Here is a 20,220-nt window from a genome sequence, read left to right on the forward strand (position 1 = left end):
GTTTGTTGATGATGGTTTCGGGTCTGGCATTCAAGCGATTGGCGGCGTGCGCACTCTTTGCCGGATTGCTCACCGGACCAGCTCTGAGCCTGTCTGACCAATATGAAACCGCGCCAGAAGTGGCACCAGCCCAACTCCTTGACGGGAAAGAGGTTGGTCCGGGCTATGCCGTGCTGCCACCGGTCAGGAGCACGGGCTTTCTGCACGACTATGAGCTGCAAGCCGATCAGGGCAACGAAAAGGTCGTCGGCGACGGCCATTTGAAAATGCGATTGTCGGAAATCAAGGCATTTGTCGCGCTGGAAAGCCTGAAGAATGACGCAAGCTTCCTGGATGGTTTGAAACAGTCTGCACAAAAACCCGTCGAGTTTGTCGAAAGCACCATTCAGGATCCCGTCGGGACGGCCAAAAGTACCGTTTCAGGTGTGGGCCGGGTTTTCAGCCGGTTGGGCAAAGGCGTGGAATCCGCCGTAACCGGTCAGGGCGGTTCAGCCGCGGATATTGCCAAGTCGATCACCGGACAGGCGCAAGCCCGGCGCGAGCTGGCGGTTCAACTCGGCGTCGACCCTTACACATTCGACAAGGCCCTGTCGGCAAAGCTCGATGAGACGGCGAGCGTTACATCTGCCGGGAGCTGGACAGTGACTGCGATAACGGCGCTTATTCCCGGCGGCGTCTTCGTCAATGCCACCCGGGCCGCGGAAGATTTCCGGAACGTGATTGTCGACAGCACCGAAAGCGAACTGCGCGAGCGGACGCTCGATACCTTCCGAAAGGCGGGAATTTCGGAACGCAATATCATGAACATCGACGCCAATCCTCACTATACGGCCTCGGAAAAGGCCGTCATCGCCTACCAGATGGCGGCGATGCCAAGCGTTCAGCGGCTTGATCTGATTGCCGAAGATGCCGCAGGCGTGACAGACAGGGGACTTGCCTATTTCCAGCTGCGCCGGATCGTGCTTTTGGAAACCTATCACCGCAAGATTTCCGGCTTGGGTCAAATCCGGGACGTCGGTGGCCTTTTGGTCGCGATGCGGCGCGACGGTATGGCGGCCATCGTCATGCCCTATGACACTGTTGCGTGGACAGAACTGGCTGCCAAAACCTTTTCGGACCTGCAAGAGGGCTTGAATCGGTTGCCGTTCCCGCCAACAGGCGTCGATTTTCTAATCACAGGAACGGTGACCCAGATGGCAGCCGAACGCATGACCGCCTTTGGTTGGGAAATCACCGGAAATTATCCGATGCCGGAAGGCCCGGTTCACTGAACCGCACCCTGTTCTGTGCTACCTCGGCAGAGCCTCCCCGGCCTTGAGCCGGGGGCACCTATTGAGGCCCCGGCGCAAGGAGAGGACAGCAACACAGGCCGTGTTCCGTCAAGAAAGAATGACTGAGTTTACAAACGCTGTCGGGCACTTTTCAGTGTTTGGGTCAAACGCACTCCAGAACCGGGCCTGACAGGCCGGTTTCCCACCCAAGAATCGCGCGTTTGCGGGTGAGGCCCCAGTGGTAGCCCCCAAGTTTGCCGCCTTTGGCCAAGACCCGGTGGCAGGGCACGACGAAGGAAATCGGATTGCGCCCCACAGCGGTCCCAACAGCCCGGGACGCTTTCGGTTTGCCAAGGCAGGCCGCGATATCGGAGTAGGTGGTGGCCTTCCCCATCGGGATTTTCAAAAGCGTCTGCCAAACCCGGATCTCAAAATCAGTCCCGATCATGACGATGTTGAGCGGTTGGTCTTCCTGCCACTTCTTTGGGTCAAACACCCGGCCTGCATATTTGGCCGTTTCTTGCCGATCGTTGTGAAAGCTTGCCGCCGGCCAGCGCTCGCACATATCGCTGAGCGCGCTGTCCTCTTCCCCGGGATCCGCAAATCCGAGACCGGCCAAGCCCTTGTCAGTGGCCATGATCAGCACCTGGCCGAAGGGCGAGGGATGAAATCCGTAGGCGATGTTCAAACCGGCACCGCGATTGCGGTAATCCCCCGGGGTCATCGCTTCATGGGTGACAAAGAGATCGTGCAACCGGGATGAGCCCGATAGGCCGACCTCATAAGAGGCGTCCAGCACGCTTGCCGTATCGCGCAGCAACGCTTTGGCATGATCCAGCGTAATCGCCTGAAGAAACTGTTTCGGTGTGAGCCCAGCCCAGCGCGCAAACACCCGCTGCAACTGGATCGGCTGCAAACCGGCTTCCTTCGCCAACAATTCAAGCGTCGGCTGATCTCGCCAGTCTTCTGTGATCCGTTTCAGCGTTTGACGGACAACTGCATAGTTTTCAGCAGCTTCCTCACCGACAGAGATCGGCTTGGGGTCAGACGCCAATTGGGAAAGGTCGAGTGCCTTGGTCATGTCAAAACCATCGTTTCCTGTAATTTGACCGGACTATATCTCCCGCGAATAGGGACTTCGACCCGATTTGCGAGCCATTCTCACCCAAGCGCATCCTTGAAGTGATCGGCCGAGACAGCAGGGCCCTTTCGCGTGCTCAAAAGGATATTGGTTTCCGTTCCAGCAATTCCTTCAATCAGCCGGATGCGATGAAGGGCATCATCAAAAGCTTCCAGGTCTCTGGTGGCGATTTCCAGAACGAGGTCCCACTTTCCGTTCGTTGAGTGGATGGCGCGCACTTCAGTCATTGCCGCGAGTGCCTTGCTGACCGGATCTGTGTTCCGCCCATCAACATGAACAAGCGTCACGGCCCTGATCGGCAAGTCCCGCCAATCATCTCTCAGAACGGCTGTAAACCCAAGAATTTCGCCGGTTTCAATAAGCTTTTCCATGCGGGAGCGAACGGTCGCTCGGGAAACTTTCAAATCGGTTGCCAAATCGGAAACCGACCTGCGGCCATCGTGACGTAAAAGCGAGATCAAACGTGTATCAAGATTGTCCATTGTATCATTCTGATAAATTATAGTTCTCAAAATGATAGATCTCAGCACTATTTTGATCAAGTCTCAGGATTTACTCCGCCGCGTCACATCCGCACTCTTGGCCCGAACAATCGTCATGGGTGCAGAGGCGGAAGACCTTGAAGCAGAATATCGTTCTTGTCGGAGCTCCGGTCGAAGAAGGTACAGGGCGGCGTGGCTGCCTCATGGGCCCTGATGCCTACCGGACGGCCGGACTTGCCAAGACCCTGGAAGCCCTTGGCCATCACGTCCGCGATGACGGCAATCTGCAACCGGAAACGGTGGATGATGTCCGACCTCCCAATGGGACCGTGAAGAATTTTGGCGCTTATGCCGGCTGGACACGATCGCTCTTCAAAAAAGCCTCCGACCTCGGAACCGGTGACAGTTTTCCGATCTACCTAGGTGGTGACCATTCCCTGGCTGCAGGAACCGTGGCCGGGCAGGCAAAGGCTGCAGCTGAAAAAGGCAGGCCCTTGTTTGTTCTCTGGCTCGATGCCCACTCGGATTTTCACACGCTGGAGAGCACGGACAGCGGCAATCTGCATGGAACACCGCTTGCGTTCGCTTGTGGCTTGCCGGGATTTGATGCCGTGCTTGGCGCGCCCTTGACCCACCCGGTTTCGGCAGACCGGGTGGAAATCATGGGCGTGCGGTCCATTGATGAGGCTGAGCGAGACTTTCTTGTCCGGCATGGCGCAGGTGTGTCCGATATGCGCCGGATTGACGAAGAGGGGATCGGCAAACTCCTTCACCCGTTCCTCAATCGCGTTCGCGCCGAAAATGGCCTGCTGCACATCAGCCTCGATGTGGATTTCCTGGATCCGGACATTGCGCCAGCCGTCGGCACCACCGTTCCGGGTGGAGCCACGTTCCGTGAAGCGCACCTGGTCATGGAAATGCTTCACGACAGCGGTCTCGTGACATCCCTCGACCTCGTTGAACTCAACCCCTTTTTGGATGACCGCGGCAAGACCGCCCGCTTGATGGTCGACCTGACCGGCAGCTTGTTCGGCCGCCGCGTCTTCGACCGTCCGACACGCAGCTATTGAGGACCCCATGACAAAGACCCTTCACAACCCGAACCCGTCCGATCTGGCTTATGTGCCTTTTGTCAGTGTCGACAACATGATGCGCAACGTCCGGGCCATTGGTGCCGAGACCTTCATGCGCGGCATCGCCGACTACATCGAGCAGGATTTCCGCCGTTGGGAGAGCTTCGACAAGAAGCCCCGGATTCCGGCACATGCACCGCAAGGCGTGATCGAGTTGATGCCCGCGAGCGATGACGAGTATTTCGGCTTCAAATACGTCAACGGTCACCCGGGCAACACACGCACCGGCATGCAGACCGTGACCGGCTTTGGTGTGCTGTCGCACATGTCGACCGGCTATCCGGTGCTGTTTACGGAAATGACGATCCTGACCGCGCTGCGGACAGCTGCCAATTCTGCGCTCGCGGCGAAATATCTGGCGCCAAAGAACTCAAAAACCATGGCGATCATCGGAAATGGCGCACAGTCTGATTTCCAGTGTTTGGCTTTCAAGGACATGCTCGGCATCACCGATATCCGCGCCTATGACATTGAACCGGCGGCCAGCCTACGCCTTGCGCGAAACCTCGCGCACTCCGGATTGAATGTGACGATCTGCAAAACGCCGGAAGACGCTATTGAAGGCGCTGAAATCATCACAACGGTAACCGCCGACAAACGCTATGCCACGATCCTGACCGACAACATGGTGGGGTCTGGCATCCATATCAATGCGATTGGCGGCGACTGCCCCGGCAAGACCGAACTGCACAAGGACATCCTGCTCCGGTCCGATATTTTCGTAGAACTGCCCGAACAAACCCGCGAAGAGGGTGAACTCCAGCAACTTGATGCCGATCATCCCGTAACAGAGCTGTGGAAGGTCTATGCAGGCCAAGCGGAGGCCAGAACCTCTGATACTCAGATCACGTTGTTCGACAGCGTCGGCTTTGCCATCGAAGACTTTTCCGCACTTCGGTATGTCAACGATATGCTGCCGAGCACCGGTCACTTCGAAAAACTTGACCTTCTCGCAGACCCCGACGACCCACGCGATCTCTACGGCATGGTTCTGCGCTCAGATGCCAGCAATGGCGACGATAGGGCGGCCTAACAAAACTTCGAATATGACCGTGCTGCTAGGAGATGAAACGGTGGGGAGCCTTGGGCCAAGCCCACTGCTGTCCGGCTAAGGTTTCGGGCTCCTTTGCATCTTATCTCAAAGCGCCGAAGAAATGTCCTCAACGACGGCTTCGGCGGCGGCTCTCGGGTTATCTGCCTTTGAAATCGGGCGGCCAATGACGAGATAATCGCTGCCAGCCTTGATCGCGTCGGCCGGTGTCATCACCCGGCGCTGATCTCCCGCAGCGCTGCCCGCCGGCCGAATCCCCGGGGTGACAATGACCAGCTCACCGCCGAGAACCTTGCGCATTTCTGCCGATTCTGTCGGTGCGCACACAATCCCGCCCATTCCGGCAAGCTTGGCATCCTTTGCCCGCGCTTCGACAACGCTTGCAATCGGGCCGGTGTATCCGGCGGCCACCAGATCGGTTTCATCCATGGAGGTCAGAACCGTCACCCCAAGAATACAAAGATCCGGATTGCCTTCTTCCGCCAGCCCCTTCAGCGCAGCGCGCATGGTTTTGGGATAGGCATGCACCGTCATGAAAGTCATGCCCATCTTGGCGACATTGCGCACCGCCTTTGTGATCGTGTTGTCGATGTCGTGGAGTTTCACGTCCAGAAAGATTTTATGGCCGCTCTCGGCAAGCTCTCGGGCGAACTCGAGACCACCGGCAAACTGCAGTTCCATGCCGATCTTGTAGACGCCGACCGCGCCTTCCGTCTTTTTGACCAGCGTCTCCGCCTCAGCGACAGTCGGAACATCAAGCGGCAGCATCAAGCGCTCGAGCGCAGTTTTCGGGGCAAAGCGGCTTGTGGGCATTGGGAACTCCTGGTGGCGAATTTGCCCGTTCCTAACACCAAGGATATCGCCGCACTACCGAATATCGCAGGCCCCTTGTGAGCTCTTCTCACAAACGATGTCACAAACAACCAATACGGACCCACTTTCTGGCAGTGGACAAATGAAGCAAATGGTCGTGTTTTCAGCTATTTTCTTAAATGGTTCAGGCTGCTACAACTGCGCCGCCGGTCAGCTTTGACGGCTTAAAAGGAGATAGCCCTTCATGCGCACAGCGAGCGTATCGCGCGACACCAAGGAAACCAAAATTTCGGTCGAGATCAATCTGGACGGAACGGGCGCCTATGACGTCCAGACCGGTGTCGGGTTCTTTGACCATATGCTGGAACAACTGGCGCGCCATTCGCTGATCGACATCAAGGTCCGCGCGGACGGCGACACGCATATCGATTTTCACCACACGGTCGAAGACACCGGCATTGCCCTCGGTCAGGCTCTATCCAAGGCAATCGGAGACATGGCCGGAATTACGCGGTATGCGGACACGCATCTAGCCATGGACGAGGCCCTGACACGCTGCGCGCTGGATGTGTCCGGACGCCCTTTCCTTGTCTGGGACGTAACCTTTGACCGCGACAAGGTCGGCGACTTCGACACGGAGCTGTTCGAAGAATTCTTCCGCGCATTTGCCATGAACGGCGGTCTGACGCTTCATATCGCCAATCTCTACGGATCAAACTGTCACCATATCGCCGAAACCTGCTTCAAGGCCGTGGCCCGGACGCTGCGCAAGGCAATTGAGATCGACCCGCGTCAGGCCGACCGCGTGCCGACCACCAAAGGTCAGCTCGGCGGTTGAGGCTAGAGCATTGGGCGTTTTGATTGAAACGCCCAAAAACGCTTAACCACTTAAAAGCGATCAGCTTTGGACGTAAAATCGACTCTGATTTAACGCTCGCTGATCTGGCAACTTCGAAGAACGGATCGGCACATGACCAGTTACGTCGTGATGGCACCGCCCGAATTTGACTCGCTTAATGGCGACCCGGAAATCACCGGCCGGATGCAATTCGTGCCGGACAAGTTTTCGCCGCTTGCCTTCCTGTTTTCCATTCCGTGGATCCTTTTTCATCGGATGTGGCTGGTGTTGCTAGGCTATCTGGCTGTCACCCTGGTGATCGAGATCGCCGCGCTCTCCTTGGGCGGCGCTGCCATGGGCATCGCAGCCTTTGCGATTGCTATCCTGTTCGGGTTTGAGGCCCAGGCGCTGCGCTGCTGGTCCTTGGAGCGCAAGGGATGGCAAATGGTCGGTGTTGCCGAAGGGAACGGCCGGGAAGAAGCCGAAATCCGATTCTTCGCCAATCGCATGAACAAAGAACAGACCCCAATTACAAGAGACCAGCAGACCACGCGGCCAGCCACCAATCCGATCATTCCAAGGATCGGAAGCGAGCAGGTTGTCGGTCTGACGCTTGGTCCGGAGACCCGTCAATGACAATTGCGATCATCGATTACGGTTCGGGCAATTTGCGCTCGGCCGAAAAGGCGTTCGAGCGCGCGGCCCGCGCTCATGCCCATGTTCCCGATGTAATCATCACCGCCGATCCTGACAGGGTGCGCAAGGCAGATCGGATTGTGCTGCCCGGCGTCGGAGCGTTCGCCGACTGTAAACGCGGCCTTTGGGCGGTCGACGGGATGCCGGACGCCCTTGAAGAGGCCGTTCACAAACAGGGCAAGCCGTTTTTCGGGATCTGCGTCGGCATGCAGTTGATGGCAAGCCGCGGCCTGGAATTTGAGACAATAGATGGTTTCGACTGGATCTCGGGCGACGTCACCGAGATGAAACCGGCCGATCAGACCCTCAAAATCCCGCACATGGGCTGGAACACCATCGATGTGAAGCCGGAAAGCCATCCCGTCTTCAAGGGAATCGAGACGGGATCAAACGGACTGCACGCCTATTTCGTGCACTCATATCATTTTTCCTGCGCCAACGACGCGGACCGGCTGGCCACATTTGATTACGCCGGCGCGTTCACGGCAATGGTCGCCAAAGACAACATGATCGGAACACAGTTCCACCCGGAGAAAAGTCAGCGGCTCGGTCTAGAGCTGATCGCCAATTTTCTGGACTGGACACCTTAAACAAGACGGGGAGAGAACAATGGCCAAGGGATATTGGGTTGCACGGGTGGACGTACGGGATCCGGATGGCTATCCGGCTTATGTAGAGACGGCAAAGCCAGCGTTTGAACGCTTCGGCGCGAATTTCCTCGCCCGCGGCGGCAAAACCGACACCATCGAAGGCCAGGGCCGCGCCCGGAACGTCATTATTGAATTTCCGAGCTTCCAACACGCGGTCGATTGCTATAACTCGCCGGAATATCAGGAAGCGGTCAAAATCCGCCAGAAAGTAGCCGATGGCGAGATCGTCATCGTGGAAGGAATGTAAGACAAGATGATCCTGTTTCCCGCCATCGACTTGAAAGACGGCCAGTGCGTGCGCCTTAAGCTCGGCGACATGGATCAGGCGACCGTGTTCAATGATGACCCCGGCGCTCAGGCCAAGGCCTTCGAGGACCAGGGGTTCGAGTGGCTTCATGTGGTCGATCTGAACGGTGCTTTTGCCGGCGAAAGCGTCAATGGTGCTGCGGTCGATGCCATTCTGGCGTCAACGAAAAACCCGGTTCAGCTGGGCGGCGGGATCCGGACCTTGGAGCACATTGAAGACTGGCTGGAGAAGGGTATCTCGCGGGTCATTCTTGGCACGGTCGCCGTGCGCGACCCGGACCTGGTGAAGGAAGCCTGCAAAAAGTTTCCGGGCAAAGTGGCCGTCGGCATTGATGCCAAGGGCGGCTATGTCGCGGTCGAGGGCTGGGCGGAAACATCTGAACTGACCGCCGTTGATCTTGCCAAGCAGTTCGAAGACGCCGGTGTTTCCGCGATCATCTATACGGATATCGACCGCGACGGGATCTTGAAAGGCCTCAACATCCCGTCGACCCTGGAGCTTGCAAAAGCTGTCTCTATCCCGGTAATCGCCTCGGGCGGACTTGCATCGATCGACGACATTCACCGTCTTTTGGAGCCGGATTGCGCCATTCTGGAAGGGGCAATCTCCGGCCGCGCACTCTATGACGGCCGTCTCGATCCCAGGGAAGCGATGGATCTGATCCGCGCCAGCCGGAGCTAAAAACCATGACCCTTAAATCCCGTGTCATTCCCTGCCTGGACGTGCAAGACGGCCGTGTCGTCAAGGGCGTCAATTTCGTGGATCTGGTCGATGCCGGAGACCCGGTGGAAGCGGCCAAGGCCTATGATGCGGCCGGGGCCGACGAGCTCTGTTTTCTGGACATCACCGCCAGCCATGAAGGCCGGGACACGATCTATGATGTGGTTCGCCGGACCGCTGAAGCCTGTTTCATGCCGGTGACGGTCGGTGGCGGTGTCCGGACCGTGGAAGACATTCGCAAGCTCTTGATCGCCGGAGCGGACAAGGTGTCGATCAACACGGCTGCGGTCAAAAATCCGGAATTCGTGAAAGAAGCCGCCGAGAAATTTGGCGCGCAATGCATTGTTGTCTCCATCGACGCAAAGCAGGTCAATGAACCGGGCGAGCCGGACAAATTCGAGATCTTCACCCATGGAGGCCGCACCCCGACCGGGATCGATGCCATTGAGTTTGCCAAGAAAGTGGTTGCCCTCGGCGCAGGCGAGCTGCTGGTGACCTCAATGGACCGCGACGGCACCAAGTCCGGCTACAACTTGGCACTGACTCAAGCGATTGCCGACGCTGTCCCTGTGCCGGTGATTGCCTCCGGCGGTGTCGGCACTCTGGATCACATGGTGGAGGGCATTCGGGACGGTCACGCGACCGCAGTGCTTGCTGCATCCATTTTCCATTTCGGCGAATACACGATCCACGAAGCCAAACAGCACATGACGGATGCCGGAATTGCTATGCGGATGGACGGCTGATTGCCGCATTTGAGCTGCCGCAAGGACATAGACCAATGACGAAGTTCACACTGGAAGACCTCGACGCCATTATTGCGGCACGCGCGCAGAGCTCGGATGAGATGTCCTATACGCGCAAGCTGATCGGTAAGGGCGTTGCCAAATGCGCTCAAAAACTGGGGGAAGAAGCAGTGGAGGCGGCGATTGCGGCCGTCCAGGAAGACCGGAAGGAACTGACGTCGGAAGCTGCAGATCTTCTCTATCATCTGCTGGTGGTTCTGAATGTCTTAAATGTTCCGCTGGATGATGTCATGGCAGAGCTTGCCGGGCGCACGGGGCAAACCGGTCTTGAAGAAAAAGCATCCCGCCAACAGGAATAAATCCTGATAGGCTGATGCCGGCCGGCCACTGCAGCAGGGACGAAGGCACCATGGATCAGAAAGTCGCGACAGCGCTCGACATGGATTTGTCACCCTACCGGGTGTTTACCGAACGCCAGTGGTCTCGGCTGCGGGCCGACACACCAATGACCCTGACCGCGAAGGAAGTCGCCCAGCTCCAAGGTCTGAACGCACCGGTCTCCATGGAGCAAGTGGAAGCGATTTATCTGCCGCTTTCGCGCCTTTTGGCCTTCTACGCTGAATCGACTGTCGGTCTGCACCAGGCGACCCAGGACTTTCTCGGCACGCGGGATGGCAAAACCCCGTTTATCATCGGCGTCGCAGGCTCCGTATCGGTCGGAAAATCGACCACGAGCCGTGTCCTGCGAGAACTCCTGGCGCGCTGGCCAGCCAGCCCCAAGGTCGACCTGATCACGACGGATGGCTTTCTGTTTCCGAATGCTATTTTGGAATCCGAAGGCCTGATGTCCAAAAAAGGGTTTCCGGAAAGCTTCGACCGGCCCCGTCTTCTGAAATTCCTGTCCGATATCAAGGCCGGAAAGCGGCATGTTCGCGCACCTGTCTATTCGCACTTCTATTACGATGTGATGCCCGGTCACACGGTGACCGTCGACAAACCGGACATTTTGATCGTCGAGGGGCTGAACGTCTTGCAGACGCGCGAGTTACCACGGGACGGTCGGGCAGTTCCGTTCGTCTCGGATTTCTTTGATTTCTCCGTCTATATGGACGCAGATGAAGAACTGTTGCGGCAATGGTACGTCGATCGCTTCATGCGCCTGAGGGAAACGGCCTTCCGCGATCCGGGATCCTATTTCCATAAGTTTTCGCGCATCACGGACAAAGAAGCCGTGGAGACTGCAAACACGATCTGGTCGAACATCAACCTGGTAAACCTTCGGGAAAACATCCTGCCGACTCGGCCACGCGCCGACTTGATCCTGACCAAGAACGCCAGCCATCGGATCTCCAAAGTCGCCCTGCGCAAAATCTGATGAGCGCGTTAGTCAAATAACAGACGCATATAAGAAAACCCGCGAAGCAGGTGCTCCGCGGGTTTTTTTGATTTGCAGTCCGCTTGGATTCAAGCGGCGGAGCGCTTGCGCACTTCGCTCAAGAAGTTTGCAACCTGATCCCGCAACATGCTGGCGTTCTGTTCCAGCTGCTGCGCGGAAGACTCCACATTGCCTGCTGTGTCACGGGTATTCTCCGCGGCAGAGGCGACGGATTCAATGCTGGTCGTCACTTCCACAGTGCTGCGGGAGGCTTCCGTCGCATTGGTAGCGATTTCCTGGGTCGCAGCGCCCTGCTCTTCGACAGACGAGGCGATGGACGAAGCGATCTCGTTCATGTTGTTGATGATCTCAGTGACAGAAGAGATGGCGGTTGCCGCGTGACCGGTCTCATCCTGGATCGCAGTGATCTGGCTTGAGATTTCCTCAGTCGCCTTGGAAGTTTGCGTTGCAAGCTCCTTCACCTCGGCTGCAACAACGGCGAAGCCTTTGCCCGCTTCACCGGCGCGCGCTGCCTCGATCGTTGCGTTCAACGCAAGCAAGTTGGTCTGTTCGGCAATGGCTTGGATAAGGGTGACGACTTCACCGATGCGGCCGGCTGCTTCCGACAAACCATTCATGCGCTGGTTGGTAGCTGCAGCCTCATTGGCTGCCTTGGCCGCAATCTCACTGGACGACTGCACCTGACGGCGGATCTCGTTGACCGATGCAGACAGCTCTTCAGCCGCTGCAGCCACGGTTTCCACGTTGTGTGCAGCTTGAGAAGATGCGTTCGACACAAACCCGCTTTGTTCAGTGGTCTGGGCGGCAACGCCGGTCATGTCCGCAGAAGCCGACTGCAGTCTTTGAACGGAGGAATCGATGATGTTCATCATGTCGGTGATCTGACGATCAAATTCCGCGCTGAGCTGCTGAATTTCAGCACCCTTGCGAGCGGCCTCTTCCTGGATGACATCCTGCTGAGTTTCCAGGTCACGCCGGGCCGCTTCGTTTTTAACGAAGACTTCCATTGCCGAGGCCATCTGGCCGATTTCGTCACCGCGATCTGCGCCTTCAATAACAACGTCAACTTCACCATCTGCGAGACGGTTCATGTTTCCGGTGAGCTTGGTGAGCGGAACGACTGTTGCACGCACGGCAAAGATGGCAATGCCCATTGCGATAAGCGCACCAACCACAGCCAATGCGATGATCACAGTGGCAGCGCTCCAATAGGCTGCGTCCAGATCATCCATGTAAACACCAGTGCCGAGCATCCAGCCCCAGGGCTCAAATCCCGCACCCCAGCCATACTTGGCAATCGCGACTTCGCTGTTTGCGCGCGGCCAGAAGTAGAGCAGAGACCCACCGCCAGCTTTCGCGGATTTGATCAGTTCAGCAACGATCTTCACACCGGTCTTGTCGGTGAAGCCCATCATATTTGTGCCGATCAACGACGTTTTTGGGTGAACGAGGTTGTTGCCTGCATAGTCATAAACGAAGACGTAGTTGTCGCCTTCAAACCGCATGGCGCCGATAGCAGCCCTTGCGGCGGCCTGAGCATCTTCCTTGCTCATCGCGCCGGACACTTCCTGCTCCTGGTAGTAGGCAGCGATCGTTGCTGCGCTGTTGGAAATGTCTTCAATCTTCGCGAGCTTCTGATCAAACATAGCCGAATAAAGGCTGTTCAAGCTGATGACACAGATCGCAATTGTGAAAAGAAGAATGGTGGCGATCGGTAGACTGATCTTCCAGGTGATTGGCCAGCGGGCGAATGACATTTCCGTTGATTCCCTCATTTAACTCCTGAGGGAAAGAAACACCGAACTGCTGACCAAAGGCTTAAAAGTTACGCGTTTTTGCAAATAAATAGGGCATTCATTGGTAGATTGACGTACCTGACATGCGGTTACTGCTCAACATCTACCATTGATTGCTTATATTTTTACCACACCTTGTCAGTAATCACCGTCTGGCGCAAAAGACATCCCGCAATCCTGGCCGTGACCAGCTGGCGTTCTGAAGCTGACCTTTCAGCACGTGTCCCTGAGCTTCGAAATAGAATGTATTTGCTCCGCCCTGACGTTGAAGAGTGACAGCGCCATACCCCATTTCGGCAACCGTTGCCGTTTGACCATCCGGCGAGAAAACGACATTGAGATCAATGCCCGCCGTGCAGAGATAGTCCGCCACATTGCCGCGCGCCGCCTGCTGCGGATAGGCCTGCGGAGAATTCAAACCGCCAACGCTTCCCGGGGGCACCGGACCACCCGGCAATTGACCTGGCTGACCACCGAACGTGTTTTCAAAGCCGCCAGGCACGGAGCCAGGAGCTCCTTGAACAACCACCTCGCGATAGGGTGTCCGGCTCACATATATGCCCCGACACTGGCCGTTGGCACCGCGCACGGTCCATGCATGGGACACATAGGTTTGCTGTTCCAGGATTTGACCCGGTTCGAGGCGGGCGTAGGGACGCTCACCACCACGATAGTCGACCCAGTTCACTTCAATCACTTCTGCGCTTGAATTGCGGAAGATGATTTCTCCCGGCCTTTCAGCTTCCACGGAGCGGACACGGCCAAGCTCAGTACACGCGAGGTCCGAGCTCGGATCCTGACCCGGTGCAAGTCCGTTGTCGGACACGATCTGCTGCGGAACCGCGCATGTTGCGACAAACAGGCGGACAGGGTTCGCGCTTCCTTTCAAGGACACTGTGTAAGGCGGCAACCCTTCAACGGTGATCGAAAGTTCCGATTGCTGGATCAGCGCCTGCCACAAGGGATCAGTCATCTCCAGGGTCACTTGCGGGAGCGACACACCGGCTTCATTGGCGTTGGAGGACCCGAACGCGCTGTAGCTTGCGGAAAAATCACCGGCGACCAACGAGACCGTCTGCGGCATGCCTTCAATCAATCCGGCCGGGGCTTGCTGAAATGTCACCGCAGCAAAGCCGGATTGCGTACTGCACTGCGCCCGGAAGTCCCGGTCATCGGTTTGCGGCACTGAGTGCTGAAGAACAGAAAGTGCCCCGGGTTGGCTGCCCGGCTCGGCGATCCACTCCCGTGTTTCAGATGGGGACACAAGCACGGCCTGGGTATTGGCTTGCCCCGAATTGCCGGTCTGGTTCAGCCGGTCTTGCACCAGATTTTCCAAGCCGCCCGGCAAAGCCGCGGTATCTGTCTGCCCGTCCGGCACCGAGATTGGTGTTTCAACTTGTTCCAGTGGTTCCAGGGACCCGGACGGACTCGTATCCACCGCCGACAGATCAACCGGATCCGGGGATCCAGTGTTCTGGTTCGACTGAGGTGTTTCCGACGTCGCTGTAATTTGCTGCTCAGGCGCGCTGGTGCTTGGTCCGGCTGCCACACCGGATCCCGCGCCAACAACGCGTGCGACGGCACCCGGCTTTTCGTTGCTCGTCACATCGACAAGTAAAGTGTTTCCGCTACAGATATTGGCATCTCTGTGCAGAACCCGGCTGTTTTCGAGCGTGATTTCAAGTTTGATATCGCACGGAGGCAGCGTGTTGCTGCTGCCGATCGTGTCAATCACGACGCCCTTGTCGTCTCTATTGATAATCGGCCGGTAGCGCTTGTTGAGGGTAACGGACCGGATCCCTGGCTCAGCCGGCTCCACATTGATACGCAAGGTCTCCGGCGCGGATTGTGCGTTTACGCCTTCGATCGCGCTGAGCGCACCAAGACCAATAAAGGCCATGAGACCTGTGCGGAACAAAATTGACATATCAGTCCTGGCAGCCGAGCGCCGCATTGGCGATCTCCATGAGAGCGCGATGGGATAATCAGTTGCGATTACTTAGGCAAAGTGGCACCGAAAGGGCAAGCCTCCCGTGTTTCTCACAAACCTATTGATTGACCAGACCCTAGCGTGGAGCGCGCTTTGCCAAAATGCGCTGCAACGTGCGCCGGTGCATATTGAGCCGCCGGGCTGTTTCAGAAACGTTGCGATCACACAGTTCATAGACGCGCTGGATATGCTCCCAACGCACCCGGTCTGCCGACATCGGATTTTCAGGCGGCTCGGCCTTATCTTCCGGCTTCCGTGCCAAAGCTGCGATGATGTCATCAGGGTCCGCAGGTTTTGCCAGATAGTCGATTGCGCCCATCTTTACCGCGGTCACCGCAGTCGCGATGTTTCCATATCCGGTTAGAATGATTGCACGGGCATCAGGGCGCCGGGCCCGGATTTGCTGGATGACATCCAGACCGTTACCGTCTTCCAGGCGCATGTCGACAATTGCAAACGCCGGAGCATTTTGGCTGATTTTGATGACGGCATCCTGCAATCCGTCAGCCGTCTCCGTGCTGAAGCCACGTTTTTCCATGGCCCGGGCCAGTCTTTGCTGGAAGGGCTTGTCGTCATCAACGATGAGGAGGCTCTTATCCTCAAGGCTTTCAATCGAAACAATCGGATCTGTCATACCGCACAACCGTTTATTGCTTTACGCGGTTACCGCCCGTCTGGATGAAACTTGGGCAATTATTGCCAAGGCGGAACCGCATTTTCTCTGGTTATGGGGCTAATCGGACGTTTCGTCCACTCCTTGATGCCGTTCAAAGACCTCTCGCGGCCAACTGACGCGGATCATGGCTCCTCTGGACCCTGGTCCGAGATTGCCGAGCTGAACTCGGCCCCCCGTGCGCTCCAGAAGTGTTTTGGCAATAAATATACCGAGCCCCAGGCCACCCGCCGTGCCCTTTCCCCGTGATTTTCCGCCGCGAATTGAGACATACGGATCACCGATTTTGCTGAGGATCTCTTGTGCAAAGCCCGGTCCATCGTCTTCGATGGTCAGGCTCAGTGTCTTGTCGTCCCATGCGGCCGAAACGGTGACGCTGGATTTGGCAAAGTCGATCGCATTCTCAACCAGGTTTCCAAGGCCATAGCGGATTGCAGCGTTTCGCGTACCGATCGGTTCCGGGCCTTCTCCCTCCAGAACCGGGTGGATCGGCACGCCGGTACCGCGATACGGATCGATCACGTCTTCAATCAGCTGCGACACTGGCATGCTCTGATAAGTCGTGTCCTCTTCGCTTGAGAGGCTCGTCAATTGTTTGAGGATCGTTCGGCAGCGTTCTGCCTGCGATCGGATCAGAGCCACATCTTCGCCCCGGGGGTCCTCGGCTTCAAATTCATCGGAGAGTTCCTTTGCAACCAGATAAATCGTTGCCAAAGGCGTACCGAGCTCGTGGGCTGCGGCTGTCGCCAGCCCGTCGAGGGCGTTCAAATGCTGCTCGCGCGCCAAGACAAGTTCTGTCGCCGCCAAGGCATCCGCCATTTGGCGGGCTTCCTCGGCAACGCGAAAGGCATAGATCGCCATGAACACAAGCGTCAAAACCAGCGCGACCCAGATGCCGACGGAATAGACCACCGGCAAACGGAACTCGTTGCCAACCGGCCAGGGCAGCGGGAAATGGTAGACTGCAAGAATGCTCGCACACAGGGTTGCCAACGCACCCAAAAGGACAGTGTGACGCGCCGACAAACCAGCAGCCGACACCATAACCGGTGCCATCAGCAAGAACGCAAAGGGGTTGCCCAACCCGCCGGTCAGGAAAAGCAAACCACTCATCTGCAGGATGTCATAACCGAGCTGGATCACACCGCCGCGCTCTGACAGACGCGTCACCGCAGGAGCTCTGATTTTCAGAAAGATATTGAGCCAAGCCGACATGGCGACGAGCGCAAAGGCAGGTACTGCCGGCAAGGGATACCCAAGTCCCACATGGACTGCGAGCAGCGCGATGGTTTGACCGCCGATCGCCAGCCAGCGAAGGCGAACGAGCGTATCGAGTTTCAGATGCCTGTGTTGCAGGAGGACGGTGGAAGTCGGATCATCAGCCATCTGTCCCTTTTGATACGGTTTTCCGGGCCTGACAAGCCGCCATTCCCCACCCGGGCCTTGTGTCTGGCCCCTCTAAATGGTAGCCAGCCGGGGAATGGTGGTTGTGGGCAGACGCGGACCTGCAGCCAGTTGGGGCGGCAACGCCCTTTACCTTGAAACAGCACCGCGCAACGGAATTATACAACGATGACCGACACCAATGACGGCGGCGCAGCCCCGCAGGCGGAAGGCGCCGATGCTGCACCGGGCATGAACATCCTTGGCCAGTACATCAAGGATCTTTCTTTCGAAAACCCGAATGCACCGCGCTCCCTGATCCAGGGTGAGCAGCCGAAGCTCGACATCAATGTCAATGTTGGCGCCCAGCAGGTCGGCGACGACCAGTTCGAGGTGATCCTTACCCTGAACGCCAAGGCTGAACGCCCGGACATGGTCATGTTCAATGTTGAACTGGTCTATGCAGGCCTGTTCAAGATCTCTGGCGTTCCGGCCGATCACATGCACCCGTTCGTGATGATCGAATGCCCGCGCATGCTGTTCCCGTTCGCGCGCAACATTCTGTCTGAAGCGACCCGCAATGGTGGTTTCCCGCCGCTGATGCTCGACCCGATCGACTTTGCGCAGCTGTATCGCCAGAACATGGCCAACCAGGCCGCAGATCAGCAGGCCGGAGAGCAAAAGCCGAACTAAGCTTTCCGCCATAAACGACCAAAACCCGCACCGGTCTAACCGATGCGGGTTTTTTGTTGCTCGGGTAATGACCCGTTCTACGTCACATTGAATGCTGCGATGGCGGCCATGTTGACGATGTCGCTATCCTTCGCCCCAAGCGGAACAATCTGGATCGACTTGTCAAACCCGACCAGAAGCGGGCCGATCACAGTTGCGCCCCCAAGCTCTTGCAGCATCTTTGTGGAGATGGAGGCAGAGTGGAAAGCCGGCATCACGAGAACATTCGCCGGTCCGGATAAACGGCAAAACGGGTAGGCCGCCATGCGGTCCATATCGAGCGCAACGTCGGCGGCCATTTCGCCGTCATACTCAAAGTCGACCCGGCGCCGGTCGAGGATCTTGACCGCCTCGATGACCTTTTCGGACCGTTCGCCGCGCGGGTGGCCGAACGTGGAATAGGCAAGCATGGCAACCCGCGGCTCGTAGCCGAGCTTGCGGGCGACGTGCGCTGCTTCTTCGGCGATATCCGCCAGTTCTTCGGAATTCGGCATGTCAATCACAGCCGTATCGGCCACCAGAACGGTCCGCCCTCGGGCAAGCGCCAAAGACACCCCGATGACCCGGTGACCCGGCTTTGGATCAATGGTTGCCCGGACCGTATCGAGTGCCACGGAATAGTTCCGCGTCAGGCCGGTCACCATGGCGTCGGCGTCGCCGCGTGCGACCATGATCGCGCCCCAATAATTCCTGTCGTTGTTGACCATGCGCTGGCAGTCGCGCAGCAAGTATCCGCGCCGCTGCATCCGGCCGTAAAGGTATTGCGCGTAATCAGCATTCCGGTCAGAGAGACGCGCATTTTGAATGCTGATGCCTGGACGGTTGATATCGATCCCGGCGCGCTCAGCCATGGATTGGATTTCGTCTTCCCGGCCAATGAGGATGGCTTCTCCAAGCCCCTGACTGACGAAGCTTGTGGCCGCCCGGATGGTCGGCTCCTCCTCACCTTCGGCAAACACGACCCGTTTCGGTTGCTGGCGCACCTTGGAGAAAATCCGTTGCAGGGTGCCGGCAACCGGGTCACGGCGCGCCGAAAGCTGATGCTTGTAGGCTTCCATATCGACGATCGGCCGCCGGGCAACACCTGAATCCATTGCCGCCTGGGCGACGGCTGGCGGAATTGCGTGAATAAGGCGCGGATCGAACGGAACCGGAATGATGTATTCCGGACCGAATTTCGGCCGGTTGCCACGATAGGCGGCTGCGACTTCATCCGGCACTTCCTCGCGCGCAAGCTCGGCAAGCGCATTAGCGCAAGCGACCTTCATGTCGTCGTTGATCGTGATCGCCTGAACATCCAGCGCGCCGCGGAAGATGTAAGGGAAACCAAGGACGTTGTTCACCTGGTTAGGATAATCGGACCGGCCCGTCGCAACAATCGCATCATCGCGAACTTCTGCCGCTTCCTCCGGTGTAATTTCCGGATCCGGATTTGCCATAGCAAAAATGATCGGGTTCGGCGCCATCACGCGCAACATGTCTGGCGTCAGCGCGCCTTTCACCGACACGCCGAAGAAAACATCCGCGCCTTTGAGGGCGTCATACAGCGAACGGGCCTTGGTATCGACCGCATGAGCCGACTTCCATTGGTTCATGCCCTCTTCGCGGCCCTTGTAGATCACACCCTTTGTATCGCAGAGCGTCACATTCTCATTCGGGATGCCCATCGCCTTGATGAGCTCGATACAGGCAATGCCGGCCGCACCCGCACCGTTACAGACCACTTTCGTGTCCTTCATGTCCCGGCCGGTGAGGTGAAGTGCGTTGATCAGGCCGGCGGCGGCAATGATCGCCGTGCCGTGCTGGTCGTCATGAAAGACGGGAATGTCCATCAATTCACGCAGGCGCTGCTCGATGATGAAGCAATCGGGTGCCTTGATGTCTTCCAAATTGATGCCACCGAAAGAGGGGCCCATGTAGCGCACGGAGTTGATGAACTCATCGACATCCTGCGTGTCCAGTTCCAGATCGATCGAGTCAACATCGGCGAACCGCTTGAACAGAACCGATTTGCCCTCCATCACCGGTTTGGACGCCAGCGCACCAAGATTTCCAAGGCCCAGAATGGCGGAACCGTTCGAGATCACCGCAACCAGATTGCCCTTGGTGGTGTAGTCGTATGCCTTGCTCGGATCCTCCGCGATCGCCCGCACCGGAACAGCCACCCCCGGAGAATAGGCAAGCGACAGATCGCGCTGCGTCGCCATCGGCTTGGTCGGGGTGATTTCGAGTTTGCCGGGACGGCCTTGCTGGTGAAACTGCAGGGCTTCCTGATCTGTGAAACTGACGGATGTTTTGGAGGAAGTCTTGTCGGCGGACATTTTGCAGGCGTTTCCTTAAATTATCGGCGCGCTTCTGAAAGGCGGGGTATGACCTTATCGCCGGAGTATTGATGCCTCAAC

The 20,220-nt window shown here is 57.5% G+C and carries 20 protein-coding genes; 12 read left to right on the forward strand and 8 right to left on the reverse strand.

Features of this window, described 5'->3' with window-relative positions; genetic code table 11:
• Nucleotides 1-8 precede the first annotated feature (8 nt).
• A complete protein-coding gene (locus tag AC0J4F_RS04885) occupies nucleotides 9-1,271 on the forward strand; it encodes a hypothetical protein (RefSeq protein ID WP_473025586.1) in 1,263 nt (420 codons plus the stop codon).
• Nucleotides 1,272-1,434: 163 nt separating this feature from the next.
• Here the strand turns inward: AC0J4F_RS04885 and AC0J4F_RS04890 are convergent, their stop codons facing one another.
• A complete protein-coding gene (locus AC0J4F_RS04890) occupies nucleotides 1,435-2,352 on the reverse strand; it encodes a methylated-DNA--[protein]-cysteine S-methyltransferase (protein WP_473025587.1) in 918 nt (305 codons plus the stop codon).
• An 80-nt stretch (nucleotides 2,353-2,432) separates the two neighbouring features.
• Entirely contained in the window at nucleotides 2,433-2,894 is a 462-nt protein-coding gene (locus AC0J4F_RS04895) for an Lrp/AsnC family transcriptional regulator (RefSeq protein ID WP_008190875.1), read from the reverse strand.
• Between the two features lie 203 nt (nucleotides 2,895-3,097).
• Between AC0J4F_RS04895 and rocF the strand changes: the two genes are divergently transcribed.
• Together rocF and AC0J4F_RS04905 are read left to right on the forward strand one after the other, a co-directional pair.
• Nucleotides 3,098-3,964, forward strand: coding sequence for an arginase (rocF, locus tag AC0J4F_RS04900; RefSeq protein ID WP_473026405.1), 867 nt, complete (start codon nucleotides 3,098-3,100; stop codon nucleotides 3,962-3,964).
• A gap of 7 nt (nucleotides 3,965-3,971) precedes the next feature.
• Complete coding sequence (locus AC0J4F_RS04905) at nucleotides 3,972-5,060, forward strand: ornithine cyclodeaminase (protein WP_473025588.1); 1,089 nt, start codon at nucleotides 3,972-3,974, stop codon at nucleotides 5,058-5,060.
• A 105-nt stretch (nucleotides 5,061-5,165) separates the two neighbouring features.
• Here AC0J4F_RS04905 and pyrF read toward each other — a convergent pair whose 3' ends face one another.
• Nucleotides 5,166-5,891 (reverse strand): orotidine-5'-phosphate decarboxylase, encoded by a 726-nt coding sequence (gene pyrF / locus AC0J4F_RS04910; RefSeq protein WP_473025589.1) that lies wholly within the window; start codon nucleotides 5,889-5,891, stop codon nucleotides 5,166-5,168.
• A gap of 244 nt (nucleotides 5,892-6,135) precedes the next feature.
• Here pyrF and hisB point away from each other — a divergent pair, with 244 nt between their 5' ends.
• The 8 genes from hisB (at nucleotide 6,136) to coaA (ending at nucleotide 11,223) form a co-directional block, all read left to right on the forward strand.
• Nucleotides 6,136-6,729, forward strand: a complete 594-nt coding sequence (gene hisB / locus AC0J4F_RS04915; protein WP_209176505.1) for an imidazoleglycerol-phosphate dehydratase HisB — start codon at nucleotides 6,136-6,138, stop codon at nucleotides 6,727-6,729.
• Between the two features lie 132 nt (nucleotides 6,730-6,861).
• Nucleotides 6,862-7,365 (forward strand): DUF2628 domain-containing protein, encoded by a 504-nt coding sequence (locus AC0J4F_RS04920; protein WP_473025590.1) that lies wholly within the window; start codon nucleotides 6,862-6,864, stop codon nucleotides 7,363-7,365.
• Nucleotides 7,362-8,015: an imidazole glycerol phosphate synthase subunit HisH gene (gene hisH / locus AC0J4F_RS04925; protein WP_473025591.1), complete on the forward strand. Its 654-nt coding sequence runs from the start codon at nucleotides 7,362-7,364 to the stop codon at nucleotides 8,013-8,015. Before AC0J4F_RS04920 ends, hisH begins: the two co-directional genes overlap by 4 nt.
• Before the next feature lie 19 nt (nucleotides 8,016-8,034).
• Nucleotides 8,035-8,322, forward strand: coding sequence for a DUF1330 domain-containing protein (locus AC0J4F_RS04930; RefSeq protein WP_473025592.1), 288 nt, complete (start codon nucleotides 8,035-8,037; stop codon nucleotides 8,320-8,322).
• Between the two features lie 6 nt (nucleotides 8,323-8,328).
• Nucleotides 8,329-9,063: a 1-(5-phosphoribosyl)-5-[(5-phosphoribosylamino)methylideneamino]imidazole-4-carboxamide isomerase gene (gene hisA, locus AC0J4F_RS04935; protein ID WP_473025594.1), complete on the forward strand. Its 735-nt coding sequence runs from the start codon at nucleotides 8,329-8,331 to the stop codon at nucleotides 9,061-9,063.
• 5 nt (nucleotides 9,064-9,068) lie between these two features.
• On the forward strand, nucleotides 9,069-9,848 hold the full coding sequence (gene hisF, locus AC0J4F_RS04940) for an imidazole glycerol phosphate synthase subunit HisF (RefSeq protein ID WP_473025595.1): 780 nt from the start codon (nucleotides 9,069-9,071) through the stop codon (nucleotides 9,846-9,848).
• Nucleotides 9,849-9,883: 35 nt separating this feature from the next.
• Nucleotides 9,884-10,207: a phosphoribosyl-ATP diphosphatase gene (locus AC0J4F_RS04945; protein WP_306149148.1), complete on the forward strand. Its 324-nt coding sequence runs from the start codon at nucleotides 9,884-9,886 to the stop codon at nucleotides 10,205-10,207.
• A gap of 50 nt (nucleotides 10,208-10,257) precedes the next feature.
• Nucleotides 10,258-11,223, forward strand: coding sequence for a type I pantothenate kinase (coaA, locus tag AC0J4F_RS04950; RefSeq protein ID WP_133952708.1), 966 nt, complete (start codon nucleotides 10,258-10,260; stop codon nucleotides 11,221-11,223).
• Between the two features lie 89 nt (nucleotides 11,224-11,312).
• Here the strand turns inward: coaA and AC0J4F_RS04955 are convergent, their stop codons facing one another.
• The 4 genes from AC0J4F_RS04955 to AC0J4F_RS04970 form a co-directional block, all read right to left on the reverse strand.
• Nucleotides 11,313-13,001 (reverse strand): methyl-accepting chemotaxis protein, encoded by a 1,689-nt coding sequence (locus AC0J4F_RS04955; RefSeq protein ID WP_473025597.1) that lies wholly within the window; start codon nucleotides 12,999-13,001, stop codon nucleotides 11,313-11,315.
• 184 nt (nucleotides 13,002-13,185) lie between these two features.
• Nucleotides 13,186-14,967 (reverse strand): VHL beta domain-containing protein, encoded by a 1,782-nt coding sequence (locus AC0J4F_RS04960; RefSeq protein ID WP_473025598.1) that lies wholly within the window; start codon nucleotides 14,965-14,967, stop codon nucleotides 13,186-13,188.
• A gap of 139 nt (nucleotides 14,968-15,106) precedes the next feature.
• Nucleotides 15,107-15,664 carry an ActR/PrrA/RegA family redox response regulator transcription factor gene (locus AC0J4F_RS04965; protein ID WP_055673113.1) on the reverse strand — a complete coding sequence of 186 codons (558 nt, stop codon included), beginning with the start codon at nucleotides 15,662-15,664 and terminating at the stop codon, nucleotides 15,107-15,109.
• A gap of 99 nt (nucleotides 15,665-15,763) precedes the next feature.
• Nucleotides 15,764-17,089, reverse strand: coding sequence for an ActS/PrrB/RegB family redox-sensitive histidine kinase (locus AC0J4F_RS04970; RefSeq protein ID WP_473025600.1), 1,326 nt, complete (start codon nucleotides 17,087-17,089; stop codon nucleotides 15,764-15,766).
• Between the two features lie 186 nt (nucleotides 17,090-17,275).
• Here AC0J4F_RS04970 and secB point away from each other — a divergent pair, with 186 nt between their 5' ends.
• Nucleotides 17,276-17,779, forward strand: a complete 504-nt coding sequence (gene secB, locus AC0J4F_RS04975) for a protein-export chaperone SecB (protein WP_133952712.1) — start codon at nucleotides 17,276-17,278, stop codon at nucleotides 17,777-17,779.
• 77 nt (nucleotides 17,780-17,856) lie between these two features.
• Here secB and AC0J4F_RS04980 read toward each other — a convergent pair whose 3' ends face one another.
• Nucleotides 17,857-20,139, reverse strand: coding sequence for an NADP-dependent malic enzyme (locus AC0J4F_RS04980; protein ID WP_133952713.1), 2,283 nt, complete (start codon nucleotides 20,137-20,139; stop codon nucleotides 17,857-17,859).
• Nucleotides 20,140-20,220: the final 81 nt, after the last annotated feature.

The sequence above is a fragment of the Roseibium sp. R5 genome (assembly GCF_055755305.1).